This is a genomic window from Sphingopyxis lindanitolerans (assembly GCF_002993885.1).
GTDB lineage: Bacteria > Pseudomonadota > Alphaproteobacteria > Sphingomonadales > Sphingomonadaceae > Sphingopyxis > Sphingopyxis lindanitolerans.
This window is the reverse complement of sequence record NZ_CM009578.1, coordinates 3989233-4005982: the sequence shown is the minus strand read 5'-3', so window position 1 is coordinate 4005982 and position 16750 is coordinate 3989233. Positions and strand designations below refer to the sequence as shown.

Below are 16750 nucleotides of genomic sequence, written 5' to 3'. Positions count from 1 at the left end.
AACCCAGTGTGGGATCAGCCGATGCCCGCTCTGGGTTCCCGCTTTCGCGGGAATGACGAAGTGGAGAGAGGCGGAGCGTCGCTTTCCGGCCGTGAGCCCCCTACCCCTTCGCCATCAGCTTCATCGCCATCGACGTCAGCGCCTCGGTCGCGGTCGAGATCACCGTCGGGGCGTCAGGCGCCCAGAAGGGCGAGTGGAGGCTGGGCAGAGTCCGCCCTTCCTTCTTGGCCGCGTCAAATTCGGCCTGCGGGACGCCGCCGACCCAGATAATCAGGCTCTTGATGTCCTTATTCTCGTCGCGCGAAAAGCGGCCGAAATCCTCGCCGCCCATCACCGGCGGCAGTTGGACAACGCGCTGATCGCCGAAGCGCGCCTTGAGACCCGCCGCCATTTCCTGCGTGAAGTCGGGGGTGTTGAAGGTCGCGGGGGTATATTCGTTCTTCTCGACGCTCACCACCGGCATGCGATCGTCGGGGATCCCCGCGGCGATCGCTTCGCCTTTCGCGATGCGCGCGATTCCGTCGAGCAGCTTCGTGCGCACCTCGTCGGTATAGCTGCGCACCGTCAGTTGCAGCTTCGCCTCGTCGGGAATGATATTATGCTTGGCGCCGCCGTGGAAACTGCCGACCGTGACCACCGCGCTGTCGAGCGGGCTGATCTCACGCGACACCAACGTCTGGAGCGAGGTCACGATGCGGCTCGCGAGCACGATCGGGTCCTTCGTCGCCTGCGGATAGGCGCCATGGCCGCCGAGCCCCTTTACGAGGATATCGACGCTGTCGACGTTGGCGAGCGCATAGCCCGGCGTATAGCCGATCATCCCCGCCGGAAACTGCGCCGCGTCGTGAAAGGCGATTGCATATTGCGGGCGCGGAAAGCGGGTATAAAGCCCGTCCGCCAGCATCATCCGCGCACCCGCGCCGCGTTCCTCGGCGGGCTGGCCGATCATCACCAGCGTGCCCGACCATTTATCCTTGTTCGCCGCCATCAGCCGCGCCGTCCCGATCCACGCGGTCATATGGGTGTCGTGGCCGCAGGCGTGCATCACGCCGGTCTCGACGCCCTCCTTCGTCGTCACCCGCACTTTCGATGCGCCGGGCCATCCCGTCTGCTCGGTCACCGGCAGCCCGTCCATGTCGGCGCGGATCAGCACCACCGGGCCGGGACCATTCTTCATCACCGCGACGACGCCGGTGCCGCCGACCTTTTCGGTCACCTGGAAGCCGAGCTTGCGTGCCTCGGTCGCGAGGATACCCGCCGAGCGGACCTCCATGAAGCTGAGTTCGGGATTGGCGTGCAAATCCTTGTAGATCGTCATCAGCGACGGCATCTGCCCCTGCACCTCAGCGCTCAGATCCTGCGCCGCGGCCGGCGTTCCCAGCATCAGGGCGGCCACACCCATCCACAAATTCCGCATGATATTTCCCCTGTTTGTCAGCCGGCTGGAACAAGCTCGATCACGTCGAGCAAGGATTCATAAGCGGGCGTCGGCAGCACGAGCCGCCAGCGATTGTCGCCGATCCGTTCGACCAGCCCCGCCATGTCGCGCATCCGGTCGCTGCCATAGCTGACCGCGCTCGACTCGTCGCCGAGCACCAGCGTGCCCAGAAAGACCTGCCGCGTCAGGTCGTCGGGAAAGATCAGCCCGACCGGCCGCTGCGATCCGGTCAGCTTGGTCAGGCTCATCAGTCCCTGCTCGGGCGCGACGCGGCAGCGGAACCAGTCATAGGCGATATAGCCGAGCGTGCCGCGACCCCGCGTCCCGATCTTGATCGTGCGGCAGCGATAATCGCCCGGCGGCAGATGCGGGTTGGGCAGCGCCGCGTCGGGCCGCAGCAACACGCCTTCGCGGTCGATATTCGCGCCATAGCCCTTGGCGCGCGCGTCGGCGAGCGCGGCGGTCCAGCTCGAATACCAGTTCCGGATGCGCTGCTTGTCCTGCGTGGTCGCGGTGGCGCGCCACGTCCCTGCGGGATCGGCGACCGGCGCGTCGGCCGCCGATGGCGGCATCGACGGCACCGTCCGGCAGGCGCCGAGGGCGAGCCCCAGCGCCACGATGGATATCTTTCGGATGCGACCCCGCATATCGTCCTCCCGGCCCCTGTTCGGTTAACCTTAAGAGCCGGAAGGATAATGCTCAAGACCGCGTGATCGCTTTGCGGATTTCAATACGAACCCGGTCGTCTCCCATTTTCGTCATGCTGAACTTGTTTCAGGGAGACGAGAAATCAAAAGCCAGCTCCGTCAGGTCACGGAGGGTCAGGCGGCGGTCCACCCGCCATCGACGCTGAGGTTCGCGCCGGTGATGTTCGCTGCCTCGTCGCGCGTCAGGAAGGCGGCGAGCGCCGCAACCTGATCGACGGTGACGAATTGCTTCGTCGGCTGCCCGGCGAGCAGCACGTCGTTGATCACCTGCTCGCGCGTCATGTGCCGCGCCTTCATCGTGTCGGGAATCTGGTTTTCGACCAGCGGCGTCCAGACATAGCCGGGGCTGATGCAGTTGACGGTGATCCCCGCTTCGGCGACTTCGAGCGCGACGGTCTTGGTCAGGCCCGCCAGACCGTGCTTCGCGGCGACATAGGCCGATTTGAACGGCGAGGCGACGAGCGAATGCGCCGAGGCGGTGCCGATGATCCGTCCCCATTTCTTCTTGCGCATCCCCGGCACCGCGTGACGGATCGTGTGAAACGCCGCGGTCAGGTTGAGCGCGATGATCATGTCCCATTTTTCGACAGGGAAATCCTCGACCGGCGCCACGAACTGCATCCCGGCATTGTTGACGAGGATATCGACCCCGCCCAGATCCTTGTCGGCGCGCCGGAACATCGCCTCGATCTGATCGGGCTTGGTGAGATCGGCGGCGTCATAGGCCGCCTTGCCGTCGTTCAGCACCGCAAGCGCCGCGCGCTCGGCCTCGATCGCGTCGGCGTCACCGAAGCCGTTGATGACGATATTCGCGCCCGCGGCGGCGAACGCCTTGGCGATGCCGAGCCCGATGCCCGAGGTCGATCCGGTGATGAGCGCGGTTTTGCCTTTAAGATGCACGGCGTTTGTCCTTTCTGGTGGGGGAGAGTATCAGCCGGCCTTGGGGCGAAGGTCGCCCGACTGGACGGCAAAGCTGTCGGAGCGCCCCTCTGCGATGCTGTCGGCGAGCAGGTGGCCGTCCTTCATCGCGGCCTCGACCGCGGCGCGGCCCAGCGCCCAATTGGCTTCCATCGTCGCGCGCGAAAATTCGAAGTCGCGCACGCCGGTCTGCCACGCGGGGGGCTGGTGAACGAGTTGGACGACGTTGAGCGCCTTGGCGTCGATCATCTTCTCGATCGCCTTCACCTCGGGCAGGTCGCGGGCTTCGGGAGGCAGCTTGGCGAGCATCCGGTCGATCAGCCGATGTTCCTTGCGCCGTCGCACCAGCCCATCGGAAATGCGGCGCGTGCGGCTGGAGAAACGAATGTCCTTCTCGCGCGACCAGGCTTCCTCCAGGTCGTGCGGGCGGTCGCCGCGCGCCGGGAACAGGTCGACCTGGAACACGAGCATATCCTCATGCCCCGCCTCGACGACATGTTCGAGCGGGGTGTTCGAGACCAGGCCGCCGTCCCAATACCAATGGCCGTCGATCTCGATCGGTGGCAGGCCCGGCGGCAGCGCGCCCGACGCCATGATGTGCCGCGCATCGATCGTATCGGTCGTCGTGTCGAAATAGCGGAAATTGCCGGTCTCGACCGCGACCGCGCCGACCGACAGCCGAACCTTGCCATGATTCAGCCGGTCCCAGTCGACCAGCCGGTCGAGCGTCGCCGCGAGCGGCGCGGTGTCATAGAAGCTGACCGCGGCGGGCGTCTGCCGCTCGGCGAACATCGGCGGTGGGATGCGGGGCACGAAAAAGCCGGGCACGCCGAAGGTCGCGACGCGCGCCGCAGCGCCAAGATGCGTCCATTCGCGGGCCAGATCATTGTCGAACGTCGGGAATGACGGCAGCGCCGACGACACCCCGTCCCAGAAGCTGCGCATCCGGCCGACCGCTTCGTCGCGCGGATTACCGGCGATGATCGCCGCGTTGACCGCGCCGATCGAGATACCCGCGACCCAGTCGAGTTCGATCCCGAGTTCGATCAGCGCTTCATAGATTCCCGCCTGAAACGCCCCGAGCGCGCCCCCGCCCTGAAGGACGAGGACGACCAGATCGGGAAGCGGCAAAGCGGCGCGGGCGGCACGGCGGGGCATGGACTCGGACGATCCTTTTCTCTGCGTTCGGCACCCCGTTCTTTTGTGCACCGCAACAGACGCAATTGCAAGTCGCCCGCGGTTCAGGACGCTCGCCATGAGGATTCCTTTGGGAACAGATTGCGGTCCTCCCATCGACGCGAAGCCCCTTTCCATTGCCCCCCGCTGCTGTCACTATCCGCCCCGGACAGACACTTAGCGGCGGGAGGAACCCATGCGCCTCGACGATTATGATCCCGGCGACGATATTCAGGACCTCGGGCGTGGCGGCGGCGGGTTCGGCGGCGGTGGGGGTGGCGGCATGGGCGGCCTGCTTTTCGGGCTGCTGCCGATGCTGCTTGGCCGCAAGATGGGCTGCGGAACGATCCTGCTGCTCGGCGTGCTGGCGTTCGTCTTTTTCGGTGGCGGGCTTCAGAGCCTGACCGGCGGCAGCACCGCCGATCCGGCCGCCGACAGCCGCAGCGCGCAAGCGGAGGGCGCCGCCTGCGACACCCAGGCCGAACGCTTCGCCTGTCAGGTGTTCAGTTCGACCAACCGATTCTGGGGCAGCCAGTTCAATGGCTATCAGGAACCGGGCCTGCGCTTCTTCACCGAACAGAACAGCTCTGGCTGCGGCGCCGCGCAATCGGCGATGGGGCCTTTCTATTGCCCCGCCGATCACGGCATCTATCTCGACACCGAATTCTTCGGCGAGCTCGCGAACCGCTTCGGCGCGGCCGGCGACGCCGCGCAGGCCTATGTCGTCGCGCACGAGGTCGGCCACCATATTCAGACGATCACCGGCATTTCGGACAAGGTCCGCCAGGCGCAGCAGCGCGCCTCGCAGGCCGAGGGCAATGCGCTGCAGGTCCGCATGGAGTTGCAGGCCGATTGCTATGCCGGCGTCTGGGCGAACCGCGCGCGCAACAAGGACGGTCAGACCGTGATGGAACCCGGTGACATGGAGGAAGCGATGCGCGCCGCCAACGCGATCGGCGACGATACGCTGATGCGCTCGGCGGGCCAGCGTCCGGTGCCCGAAAGCTTTACGCACGGAACGAGCGAGCAGCGCATGACCTGGCTGCGCCGCGGCCTCGAAACGGGGGACCCGAAGCAGTGCGACACCTTCAACGCATCGCTCTGATCGCGGCGGCGGCGCTCGTCGCCGCCCCCGCTGCCGCCGAAACGCTTTATGTCCAAACCGGGCGGCTGATCGACGGCGTCTCGAACGATGTGCGCACCGGCCAGTGCGTGACGATCGCGGACGAGCATATCGAGGCGGTCGGCCCTTGCGGCACGGCCCCTGCGGGGGCAACGATCATCGACTGGTCGGCCTATACGATATTGCCGGGGCTCATCGACCTCCACACCCACCTCGCCGACGTCGGGCAGAGCGCCGACGTCGCGGCGCCGATCAAGGCCTCGCCCGCCGAGACCGCGCTTGTCGGCGCGCGCAAAGCGCGCCTGACGCTGAACGCCGGCTTCACCAGCGTGCGCGACGTCGGCACCTATCGCGGGTTGACCGACGTCGCACTCCGCAATGCCATCGATCGCGGCGACGTGCCCGGACCGCGCATGTGGGTCGCGGGCGCCTATATCACCATTCCCGGCGGCGGCGGCGAAGTGAATGGCGTCGTCCCGAACGACCAGCTTCCGCCCGACATGCGCCTCGGCGTCGCCGCGACGCCCGAGGAAGCGGCGCAGAAGACGGCGTATCTGCTCGACCATGGCGCCGATTTCATCAAGACGATCGCGACCGGCGCGGTGCTCGCGATCGGCACCGAACCCGGCGCGCCCGAACTCAGCGAAGACCAGCTTCGCGCGGTCGTGAAGGTCGCGCACGCCCGCGGCAAGCGCGTCACCGCGCACGCCCATGGCGCGGTTGGGATCAAGAATGCGATCCGCGCCGGGGTCGACAGCATCGAACACGCCAGCCTTGCCGACAAGGAAGCGCTGCAAATGGCGAAGGCGCACGGCACCTGGCTGGTCATGGACATCTACAACGGCACCTATATCGACGAGATCGGGACCAAGGAGGGCTGGCCCGAGGAATATCTCCGCAAGAACCGCGAGACCACCGACGCCCAGCGCGCCGCCTTCCGCCGCGCGGTAGAGATGGGCGTCAAGCTCGGCTACGGCACCGACGCGGGCGTCTATCCGCACGGCCTCAACGCCCGGCAATTCGCCAATATGGTCAAATATGGTATGACGGAGATGCAGGCGATCCAGTCCGCCACCGGCCGCGCGTCGGAGGAAATGGGCCGCACCGACATCGGCGCGATCGTTTCCGGCCGCTATGCCGACATGATCGCGGTAAAGGCCGACCCGCTCGCCGATATCACGGTGCTCGAAAAGATCGACCATGTGATGAAGGGCGGCGTCATTGTCCGCTAACGACTGGAAGCCGACATCTCCATTCTCGTCACCCTGAACTTGTTTCAGGGTCCATGGCCTGTCGTTTCCTTCGGCGCAGCGGTAGACGAGACCTCAGGCCGTGGATGCTGAAACAAGTTCAGCATGACGAGCTTTGGAGGGCAGCTTCCCACCCCAAAGCAGGCGTCGCCTTCAAAAACGCCTTTCCTACATTATCCGGCTGTGCCAGCTTTGATCCGGCTCTTTCATTTTGATAGACAAAAAGGATCGCTGCCCGGCTTTCTGAGGCGGCCACGGTCAAGGGTGCCGGGCGCGTCGAATACATCGCAAGGTCCAAATCGCGGGACGCATAAGGCTGAACTTTCCTGAACTTTGGAATAAAATTGCGCGGGCATTCGCTACCGATCCCACGAACAGGCTTGAACAAGCACATCGCAGCGCTAAACCGCTTTCATGCGAAACCATATCCTCACCAGCGCGATCGCGCTGACCGCCGCCCTTTCCTCCGCCCCCGCTCTCGCCCGCCCGATGACCGAGGTCGACTTGGCGACGCTGAAACGCGTCGGCGCGCCGGCGGCATCGTCCGACGGGCGCTGGGTCGTCTTTCAGATGACCGAGACCGCGCCCGACACCTACAAACGCTCGACCGGCCTGTGGCTCGTCGATCGCAAGGCGAAGGACGCCAAGCCCGCCCAGATCGCCGACACGCCGGGCAAGAATGAAACCTCACCCGCCTTCGCCCCCGACGGCAGCCTCTATTTCCTCTCGAACGCTTCGGGCGGCGATCAGGTCTGGCGGATCGATGTCAAGGCCGGAACCGCCGCAACGCAGGTCACCGACACCAAGGCCGAGGTCGCGGGCTTCAAGATTTCGCCGAATGGCGAACGCCTGCTCGCCTGGGGCGACATTCCGATGGAATGCACCGATTTCGGCTGCGACGCGAAAGACAAGGGCGCGCTTGTCGGCCCCGGCAGCGGCCGTCTCTACAAGGATGGCGCCGGTTTCGTGCGCCATTGGGATCAATGGGAAACGCCCGGAACCCACAGCCGTCCCTTCGTCTTCAACCTCGCGGACGGCAAGGCAAGCGTCGCGCGCCCGATCGCCGCCGGGCTGGTCGGCGATACGCCGTCGAAGCCCTTTGGCGGCGGCGAAGAACTTGCATGGGGGCCTGACAGCCGCACCGTCTATTTCACGATGCGCAAGGCCGATCGCGACGAACCGCGTTCGACCAACCTCGATGTCTATAGCTGGCTGGTCGACAGCCGGATGATGCCGCAGAATCTGACCGAGGATAATCAGGCGACCGACACGCTTCCGGCGCCCTCACCCGATGGCAAATGGCTCGCCTACGCCGCGATGGCGCGGCCGGGCTATGAAGCCGACCGGCAGGTGCTGATGCTCCGCAACCTCGAGAATGGCGAGACGAAGAAGCTCACCGATGCGTGGGACCGCTCGGTCGCCTCGATCGCGTGGGCCGAGGACGGCAAGTCGCTCTTCGTCACGGCTGACGATGTGCTCGACCATCCGGTGTTCCGCGTCGATGCCGCCAGCGGCAAGGTCGAGAGGCTGAAGGCCTCGAGCGAAGCGTTCGACGGCACCATCGGCGACGTCACCCCTCTCCCCGGCGGCGCGCTGCTCTATACGCGCAATACCGCGCTGCTGCCGACCGACGTTTATGTCCGCGACGCGAAGGGCAGGGTGCAACAGATCACCGCGGTCAACGCCGCAACGCTCGCCAGCTTCGATCCGGTCAAGATCGACCGCATGCAGTTCGCCGGGGCGAACGGCGACAAGGTGTGGGGGATGATCCTGAAGCCCGCGAACGCTGCTGCACAGCTGCCGGTCGCCTTCATCGTCCATGGCGGCCCGCAGGGCAGCTTCGGCAACGGCTGGTCGACGCGCTGGAACCCCCGCCTCTTCGCCGAACAGGGCTATGGCGTCGTCACCGTCGATTTCCATGGCTCAACGGGTTACGGCCAGGCGTTCACCGACAGCATCAACAAGGATTGGGGCGGCAAGCCGCTTCAGGATCTTAAACTCGGCCTCGCGGCGGCGGGCAAGCAGGATGCGCAGCTCGACATTGCCAACGCCTGCGCGCTCGGCGCCTCCTATGGCGGCTATATGATGAACTGGATCGCCGGCCAGTGGACCGACGGCTTCAAATGCCTGGTCCAGCACGACGGCGTCTTCGACGCGCGCGCCATGGCCTATGAAACCGAGGAATTATGGTTCGACGAATGGGAACATGGCGGCGCCTATTTCGAGGTTCCCGAAGAATTCGAGAAATGGAACCCGGTGAATCACGTCGCCGAGTGGAAAACGCCGATGCTGGTGATCACCAGCGAAAAGGACTTCCGCATTCCCTATACGCAGGGCCTCGCGGCCTTCACCGCGCTCCAGCGCCGCGGCGTGCCGTCCGAGCTTCTGGTGTTTCCCGACGAAAATCATTGGGTGCTGAAGGGCGCGAACAGCGTCCAGTGGCACCAGACGGTGTTCAACTGGCTGGGAAGCTATTTGAAGAAATAACAATCCCCCAACTCCGCTCGTGTCGAGCGAAGTCGAGACACCCCGAAGGCGCGTGCCGCGGATGGGCATCTCGACTTCGCTCGATGCGAACGGGCGAAGGGGGCGCATAGGGGGCAATCACCCCCTTGCCGCATCGCACCATGGCTGGCAAAGCGCGCCGCTATGCCGATGGAAAAAACCTTCGATCCCGCCGCCATCGAGGCGAAATGGGCTCAGTCATGGGAAAGCCGCGGGCTGTTTCGCCCGGCGCGCCCGAATGCGCAGCCGTTCACGATCGTTAACCCGCCGCCGAACGTCACCGGCGCGCTGCACATCGGCCATGCGCTCGACAATACGTTGCAGGACGTGCTCGTCCGCTACGAACGGCTGCGCGGCAAGGATGCGCTGTGGGTCGTCGGCATGGACCATGCCGGCATCGCGACCCAGATGGTGGTCGAGCGCCAGCTTGAGGCCAGGCAGGACAAGCGCACCAACTACAGCCGCGAAGAGTTCGTCGACAAGATATGGCAGTGGAAAGCGGAGAGCGGCGGCCAGATTACCGGCCAGCTTCGCCGCCTCGGCTGTTCGATGGACTGGTCGCGCGAGCAATTCACGATGGACCCGCATTTCACCCGCGCGGTGGTCAAGGTGTTCGTCGACCTCCACAAAAAGGGGCTGATCTACCGCGACAAGCGCCTCGTGAACTGGGACCCCAAGCTCAAAACCGCGATTTCGGACCTCGAAGTCGAAACGCGCGAGGTTCAGGGCGGCTTCTGGCATTTCAAATATCCGATCGCCGACGGCGTGACCCTTGACGATGGCCGCAACTATATCGAGGTCGCGACGACGCGCCCCGAAACGATGCTCGCCGACATGGCGGTCGCGGTGCACCCCGACGATGCGCGCTACAAAAGCGTGATCGGCAAGGACATCCTCCAGCCGATCACCGGCCGCCGTTTCAAGGTGGTCGCCGACGAACATGCGGATCCCGAACTGGGCAGCGGCGCGGTGAAGATCACCCCCGGACATGATTTCAACGACTTCGAGGTCGGCAAGCGCGCGGGGTTCAAGCCCGGCGAGATGCTCAACATGTTCGATGGCGACGCGAATGTCATCCAGACGAGCGACGGGCTGATCCCCGCGGAATATTTGGGCCTCCACCGCTTCCGCCGCGACGGCAAGGATGGCGCGCGCGAACTCGTCGTGCAGCGGATGAAGGAAGCGGGTTTCCTCGTCCCCCATGTCGACAAGGATGGCGCCGAACATGACGCCGAGCCGCGCACGATCCAGACCCCGTTCGGCGACCGCGGCGGCGTGGTGATCGAGCCCTGGCTCACCGACCAATGGTATGTCGACGCCGAAACCCTCGCCCAGCCGCCGATGCAGGCGGTCCGCGACGGCCGGATCAACATTGTCCCCAAGACGTGGGAAAAGACCTTCTTCAACTGGATGGAGAATATCCAGCCATGGTGCGTCTCGCGCCAGCTTTGGTGGGGTCACCGGATTCCGGCTTGGTATGGTCCGGGACTAGATGATGACGGAACTCCGAACAGCGGAATGACCGTTGAACTTACAAAAGATGCCAGCCACACCCTCCTGAAGGCATACCCTACCCGCCAGCAGATATTCGTTGCTGAAACGGAAGAGGAAGCTTTGAGACAGGCGGAAGCCTATTATCCCGCTGGCACCAAGGTTCACTTCGGTGAGGGCACGTCTGGTTCACCGAGCCATGTCATTCTTGCGCGCGACCCCGACGTTCTCGACACCTGGTTCTCCTCCGCACTCTGGCCCTTCGCAACGCTCGGCTGGCCTGAGAACACCGACCTGCTGAAACGCCATTATCCCAACGACGTCCTCGTCTCCGGCTTCGACATCCTCTTCTTCTGGGATGCGCGCATGGCGATGCAGGGGATGGAGTTCATGGGCGACGTCCCTTGGAAGACGCTCTATCTCCACGGCCTCGTCCGCGCACCCGACGGCGCGAAGATGTCGAAGTCGAAGGGCAATGTCATCGACCCGCTCGGCCTGATCGACCAATATGGCGCCGACGCGCTACGCTTTTTCATGGCGGCGATGGAAAGCCAGGGCCGCGACATCAAGATGGATGACGCGCGCCTCGCCGGCTATCGCAACTTCGCGACCAAGCTGTGGAACGCCGCGCGCTTTTGCGAAGCCAATGGCATTTCGGCGTCCGCCAGCCTCGCAGCGCCGTTCGCGACGCTGCCGGTCAACCGCTGGATCATCGGTGAAGTCGCGGGCACCGTTGAAGCGATGGAGACGGCCTTCGCCGCCTATCGCTTCGACGAAGCCGCGAACGCGATCTACAGCTTTGCATGGGACCGTTTCTGCGACTGGTATCTCGAACTGATCAAAGGTGCGATCGACAACGAGACGAAGGCCGTCGCCGGCTGGGTGCTCGACCAGATACTCGTCATGCTCCACCCCTTCATGCCCTTCATCACCGAAGAGCTGTGGACCGGGCTCGGCGACCGCGCGGATTATCCGCTGATCACCGCGAAATGGCCTGAACCTTGTGCGACCCGCGATGCCGACGCCAGCGCCGATATCGACTGGCTGATCAAGCTCGTCAGCGAACTGCGCGGCGCGAAGGCCGAGCTGGGCCTACCGCCGGGCGCGCGCCTGACTGCCCATTTCCCGACCTCGCTCAAGGGCCGCACCGAGAAACTCTCGGCGCAGCTCGACCGCCTCGCGCGTCTCGAAGCCATCAGCTTCGACCCCGCACCGGCGGGCGCATCGGCACAGCTCGTCGTCGAAGGCGAGACGATCACCGTCCCGCTCGAAGGCGTCATCGACATCGCCGCCGAACGCGACCGCCTGACCAAGGCGCTCGCCGCCGCGACGAAGGAGCGCGATGGCCTAGCGGGCCGCCTGAACAATCCCTCCTTCGTCGAACGCGCCAAGCCCGAAGCGGTGGAAAAGGCCCGCGCCGACCACGCCGCCAAGGAGGCCGAAGCCGAGCGCCTGACCGCCGCATTGGCGCGGCTGGGGTGACCGACGGCCAAACGCCCGTCACGCCGATGCCCGTCGCGGCGGCGGCCGATCCGGCCGCGGGACCGATTCCGCCGCGCCAGACCGCGCGCGGCGGCGGGCGGATGGACCTGATCAGCGGGCCGATCACCAAGACGCTGATCCTCTTCGCGCTGCCGACGCTCGCGTCGAATATCTTGCAGACGCTGTCGAGTTCGGTGAATTCGATCTGGGTCGGCCAATTCCTCGGCGAAAGCGCGCTCGCCGCGACCGCCAACGCCAACATCATCATGTTCCTGATGTTCGGCGCCTTCTTCGGCTTCGGCATGGCGGCGACGGTGTTGATCGGCCAGTCGATGGGGCGCGGCGACGTCGACGCGGCGCGGCGCGCGGCGGGCGGGGTCGTCGGGCTCGCACTGATCTTCTCGGTCGTGATCGCGGTCGTCGGCTGGTTCGCGTCGGACAGGATCTTGCACTGGCTGGTGACGCCGCCCGAAGCGTTCGGGCTGGCACACGACTATCTGCGCGTCACCTTCCTCGCGGTGCCGGCCAGCATGTTGTCGGTGACCTTGATGATGGCGTCGCGCGGCGCGGGCGACGCGGTCACGCCGCTGCGTTTCATGATCCTCACGGTCGTACTCGATATCGTCTTCAACCCGGTGCTGATCCTCGGCCTCGGCCCGTTCCCGCGTCTTGGCATCGCGGGCAGCGCGCTCGCCACCGCGACCGCCGGGACGATCAGCCTCGCGGGGATGATCACCTGGTTCTATGCCCGAAACCATGTGCTGCGCCTGCGCGGCCACGAGCTGATCTATCTGCTGCCCAAATGGAGCGAGCTTCGCTTCATCGTCGGGCGCGGCATGCCAATGGGCGCGCAGATGCTCGTCATCTCGGGCGCCGGGCTCATCATGATCGGGCTCGTCAACCGCGAGGGACTGGTCACCTCCGCCGCTTATGGCGCGACGTTGCAGCTCTGGAACTATGTCCAGATGCCCGCGCTCGCGATCGGCGCGGCGGTCAGCGCGATGGTGGCGCAGAATATCGGCGCGGCGCGCTGGGACCGCGTGGCGTCGGTGACGAACAGCGGCATGGCGATCAACCTCGTCATGACGGGTGTCCTGATCGCGCTGCTCCTGACCTTCGACCGGGCCGCGCTCGCGCTGTTCCTCGGCAGCGAAAGCCCCGCGATCGAGGTATCGCGCCATATTCAACTGATCGCGACCTGGACCTTCCTGCCCTTTGGCACCACGATCGTGCTGATCGGTACGCTGCGCGCCAACGGCTCGGTCGTCCCGCCGCTGATCATCCTTTTCCTGTCGATGTTCCCGATCCGCCTCGGCATCTATTATTTCGGCTATTCGACAATCGGCAGCGACATTTTGTGGTGGAGCTTTCCGCTGTCCTCGCTCGCCTCGCTGGCGATGGCCTGGATCGTCTACAAGCGCGGCGGCTGGCGCCGCACGATGCCGCAGCCTGACGTCGAATAGCGCGCTTTCGACCAAGGCCCGGACCCCTTCGACTGGCGGCCCGGTGGCTGCTGGCGTTGCGGCGATGTTTGACGCTAAGACAGCCTCGATGAACATGACTATCCGCAAAGAGACGCTGCGCGATCAACGGGCGAAGATGCTGGCCGCGGCGCCCGACTGGCGCGCCTCCGACGCGCGCGTCAATCCCCGGGTCGCGATCGGCTCGATCGTCGCGATGTGGCTGCTCTATTTCCTGATCACCACCGGCCTCGGCATCCTCGCGGGCGCCGAGCAATGGGAATATGCCGGGCGCCGCGGCATCGTCGTCGTCGCGGGCATATTGTGCACCTTCGTCCTCTATCAATTGATCCAGCGCGTCCAGCCGCGCGGCTTCGGCGCCCGCCTCGCCGTCGCGATGGGCGCGGCGATCCCGCTCGTCATCGTCTATGCGTGCATCAACCTGCTCGTCTTCTATTACTGGCTGCCGCTTCCCGACTCGGCAAAGATCATCGCCGATATCCATACCAAATTCCCGGTCGCGTGGGAGATCGTGCTGATCCTCGACAGCTCGATCCGCTGGTATTTCTTCTTCGCGGTCTGGGCGGCGCTCTATGTCGCCTTCGGCTATGCGAACGAGATGCGCGCGGTCGAGCGGCGCGCCAACCATTTCCGCATCGAGGCGCAGACCGCGCAGCTCCGCGCCCTTCACTATCAGGTCAATCCGCACTTTCTGTTCAACACGCTCAATTCGCTATCGACGCTCGTCCTGCGCGGGTCGAAGAGCGAAGCCGAGACGATGATCATGAACCTGTCGTCCTTCCTGCGATCGAGCCTCGCGATCGACCCCGAACAGCTTGTCAGCCTCGACGAGGAAATCGCGCTCCAGCGGCTCTATCTCGATATCGAGCAAGTCCGCTTCCCCGACCGGCTCCAGGTCGAGGTGCTGGTGCCAAAGGCGCTCGAAAACGCCTGCGTCCCGGTGCTGATCCTGCAGCCGATCATCGAAAATGCGCTCAAATATGGCGTCGCGCCAAGCAAGGGCCGGATCGCGATCCGGCTGACCGCGAGCAGCGAACATGGCCTGCTCGTCGTGCGCACCGAAAACGACATCGACCCAAAGGCGGCGGTTCCCGCGTCCGGAACCGGCCTCGGTCTCGGCAATGTCCGCGAACGGCTGCTGACCCGCTATGGCCCGGCGGCGGGCTGCGAATGGGGGCCGTCGGATGGCGGAGGGTTCTTCGTTTCGCTATGGCTGCCGCTGGCACGGGAGGGATGCTGACATGATGCGGATGCTACGCACGCTGATCGTCGACGACGAACCGCTGGCGATCGAGCGGCTCCAGATCCTCGCCGGGCAGCAGGATGGTATTTCGCTCGTCGGCACCGCCAGCGACGGGGCCTCGGCGCTGCGCATGGTCGATGCGCTCGCGCCCGACCTCGTCCTGTGCGACATCGCGATGCCCGATCTCGACGGGCTGGCGGTCGCCGCGGCGCTCGACAAGCTCGACAATCCGCCCGCGGTCGTCTTCATCACCGCCTTCGATCGCTATGCGGTGGCGGCGTTCGACGTCGCCGCGGTCGATTATCTGCTCAAGCCCGTGTCGCCCGACCGCCTCGGCCGCGCACTGACGCGCGTGCGCGAATGGAACGCGACCGATCGCGCGCCCAAGCAAAAGAGCAAGTGGATCAACGAATTCTGGGTCCAGAACCGCGGCGAGATGCTGCGTATCGACGCCGACCAGGTCGACCTGGTCGAGGCCGAGCGCGATTATATGCGGCTGCACGTCGGCGCGCGCAGTTGGCTGATCCACCAGACGATCAAATCGCTGGAAGCACGCATGAACCCCGACCAGTTCATGCGCATCCATCGGTCGAAGATGATCCGCCGCGACGGCATCGTCGGGCTCAAACACCATGGCGACGGCGCCTGGAGCGTCGACCTCGGCGAGGGCGGAGTCCACCGGATCGGCCGCACTTATCTGCACGACGTAAAGGCGATCACGCACGGGGCATGATCGCCTTCGCCAGGGCCGCCCCCTGCTTTTGGGCGGCCCCGATCGCGATAGCCGTCAGGGCGCCGAGACGACCGGCGGTTTCTCGCTCGCGAACCGCGCGCTGCTGCCGTTCAGCAAGGCCGCGAGCTGCGGTTCGGCGCTGCTGCGTGCCCGTGCTTCGCATGCCTGTTCGAACGCGCGCTGCTGCAATGAAGGACGAAATCCGACGCGGCACATCGAACGGATCGCCCTGCGAATGCGAAGATCGAGCTGCTCGCGTCCGTCGACGGTTTGCAGGTCAAGATCGCCGTAATGCACCATGACGCGCGGCGCATCGTCGTCCTGCGCCATCGCGGGTGCGGCGATCCCGCCGGCGGCCATCGTCAGGGTGATCAGAGTAAGGGTCGGTTTGAACATGGGGGAGTCCTCTCAATCCGGGGTGGTGACGCGGGACACGGCCTGATGTTCACCGGGGAAGATTGCATCAACCCGCATCCCGCACGCTGGCAATGCGCCCTTTCCCGCCGTCGCGCATGCAAGGTTCGACCGGCTCGGAAGCCGCGTCGATCAGGCGGACGAAGCGCATTGGGGCGTCGACCAGTGGCCGAAAGCTTGCATCATAGTCGTCAGGATGGCTTTCTTTGCCGAATGAGGAGGAAACCCCGCCCCTCTCCGAGTCGCGGCCGCGGCGCGCGCCGCCTGGCCTGGGCGCTCGGGCTCGGCTTGGCCGGGCTCGGCGGGGGCACGCTGCTCGGCCTCGCGGTGGTCGACAACGGGCTCGGCAACAAGGGCGGCGACCGCCCGGCCGACGGCGGCGCCTCCTTCGCCGGGTTCAGCGCCAATCCCGACGCGCTCGTCACCGGGCAGGCGGATGCCCCGCCCTGCCCCGACTGCGCCGACAGCTATGGCGTCGCCGCGCGGCTGAAGGCCCGGCACGATCACCGGATGAGCGACGCTTTTCGTGAATTGGGCCACGTCGATGACGATGTCGGGCCGACGCCCGAACCGGCGCCCGAACCGACGGACGATTATCAATATGGCGGCCGCCTTCCCGATCCCCAGCCCCGCCCTGCCCCCGAGCCGCGCACCCTGCCGGCGATGGTCATGCCCGTCGCGCTTCCCCCTCCCGCGACGCGCGAGCCGTCCACATCGCCAAAACCGTCGCCCGAGCCACGGCAAAAAGGCCCCGGCGAACCGCCGGAGCCTCCTGCCGTCGCGCAATAG

General features: G+C 65.5%; 13 protein-coding genes. 8 read left to right on the top strand and 5 right to left on the bottom strand.

Going from position 1 to position 16750, the window contains the following annotated elements; translation table 11 throughout:
* Positions 1–100: 100 nt before the first annotated feature.
* The 4 genes from CVO77_RS18920 to CVO77_RS18905 form a co-directional block, all read right to left on the bottom strand.
* Complete coding sequence (locus CVO77_RS18920; protein ID WP_242446016.1) at positions 101–1402, bottom strand: amidohydrolase; 1302 nt, start codon at positions 1400–1402, stop codon at positions 101–103.
* A 32-nt stretch (positions 1403–1434) separates the two neighbouring features.
* Positions 1435–2055: a DUF4893 domain-containing protein gene (locus CVO77_RS18915; RefSeq protein WP_242446015.1), complete on the bottom strand. Its 621-nt coding sequence runs from the start codon at positions 2053–2055 to the stop codon at positions 1435–1437.
* A gap of 204 nt (positions 2056–2259) precedes the next feature.
* The gene (locus CVO77_RS18910) at positions 2260–3045 is read right to left on the bottom strand and encodes a 3-hydroxybutyrate dehydrogenase (protein ID WP_106000402.1); all 786 of its coding nucleotides are present in this window, start codon (positions 3043–3045) and stop codon (positions 2260–2262) included.
* Positions 3046–3075: 30 nt separating this feature from the next.
* Entirely contained in the window at positions 3076–4221 is a 1146-nt protein-coding gene (locus CVO77_RS18905) for a patatin-like phospholipase family protein (protein WP_106000401.1), read from the bottom strand.
* Positions 4222–4435: 214 nt separating this feature from the next.
* Here CVO77_RS18905 and ypfJ point away from each other — a divergent pair, with 214 nt between their 5' ends.
* From ypfJ to CVO77_RS18870, 7 genes are all read left to right on the top strand, one after another.
* Positions 4436–5344, top strand: a complete 909-nt coding sequence (ypfJ, locus tag CVO77_RS18900; protein ID WP_106000400.1) for a KPN_02809 family neutral zinc metallopeptidase — start codon at positions 4436–4438, stop codon at positions 5342–5344.
* Positions 5317–6594, top strand: a complete 1278-nt coding sequence (locus CVO77_RS18895; RefSeq protein WP_106000399.1) for a metal-dependent hydrolase family protein — start codon at positions 5317–5319, stop codon at positions 6592–6594. The genes ypfJ and CVO77_RS18895 overlap by 28 nt, the downstream gene beginning before the upstream one ends.
* A gap of 432 nt (positions 6595–7026) precedes the next feature.
* On the top strand, positions 7027–9099 hold the full coding sequence (locus CVO77_RS18890) for an alpha/beta hydrolase family protein (RefSeq protein WP_106000398.1): 2073 nt from the start codon (positions 7027–7029) through the stop codon (positions 9097–9099).
* A 162-nt stretch (positions 9100–9261) separates the two neighbouring features.
* A complete protein-coding gene (locus tag CVO77_RS18885; RefSeq protein WP_106000397.1) occupies positions 9262–12090 on the top strand; it encodes a valine--tRNA ligase in 2829 nt (942 codons plus the stop codon).
* On the top strand, positions 12087–13553 hold the full coding sequence (locus CVO77_RS18880; RefSeq protein WP_242446014.1) for an MATE family efflux transporter: 1467 nt from the start codon (positions 12087–12089) through the stop codon (positions 13551–13553). The genes CVO77_RS18885 and CVO77_RS18880 overlap by 4 nt, the downstream gene beginning before the upstream one ends.
* 94 nt (positions 13554–13647) lie before the next feature.
* The gene (locus CVO77_RS18875) at positions 13648–14811 is read left to right on the top strand and encodes a sensor histidine kinase (protein ID WP_242446013.1); all 1164 of its coding nucleotides are present in this window, start codon (positions 13648–13650) and stop codon (positions 14809–14811) included.
* A gap of 1 nt (position 14812) precedes the next feature.
* Positions 14813–15547 carry a LytR/AlgR family response regulator transcription factor gene (locus CVO77_RS18870; protein WP_106000395.1) on the top strand — a complete coding sequence of 245 codons (735 nt, stop codon included), beginning with the start codon at positions 14813–14815 and terminating at the stop codon, positions 15545–15547.
* A gap of 54 nt (positions 15548–15601) precedes the next feature.
* On the opposite strand, the gene CVO77_RS18865 is transcribed toward CVO77_RS18870, so the two are convergent.
* On the bottom strand, positions 15602–15943 hold the full coding sequence (locus tag CVO77_RS18865) for a UrcA family protein (RefSeq protein ID WP_106000394.1): 342 nt from the start codon (positions 15941–15943) through the stop codon (positions 15602–15604).
* A 231-nt stretch (positions 15944–16174) separates the two neighbouring features.
* Between CVO77_RS18865 and CVO77_RS18860 the strand changes: the two genes are divergently transcribed.
* Entirely contained in the window at positions 16175–16750 is a 576-nt protein-coding gene (locus tag CVO77_RS18860) for a hypothetical protein (protein WP_106000393.1), read from the top strand.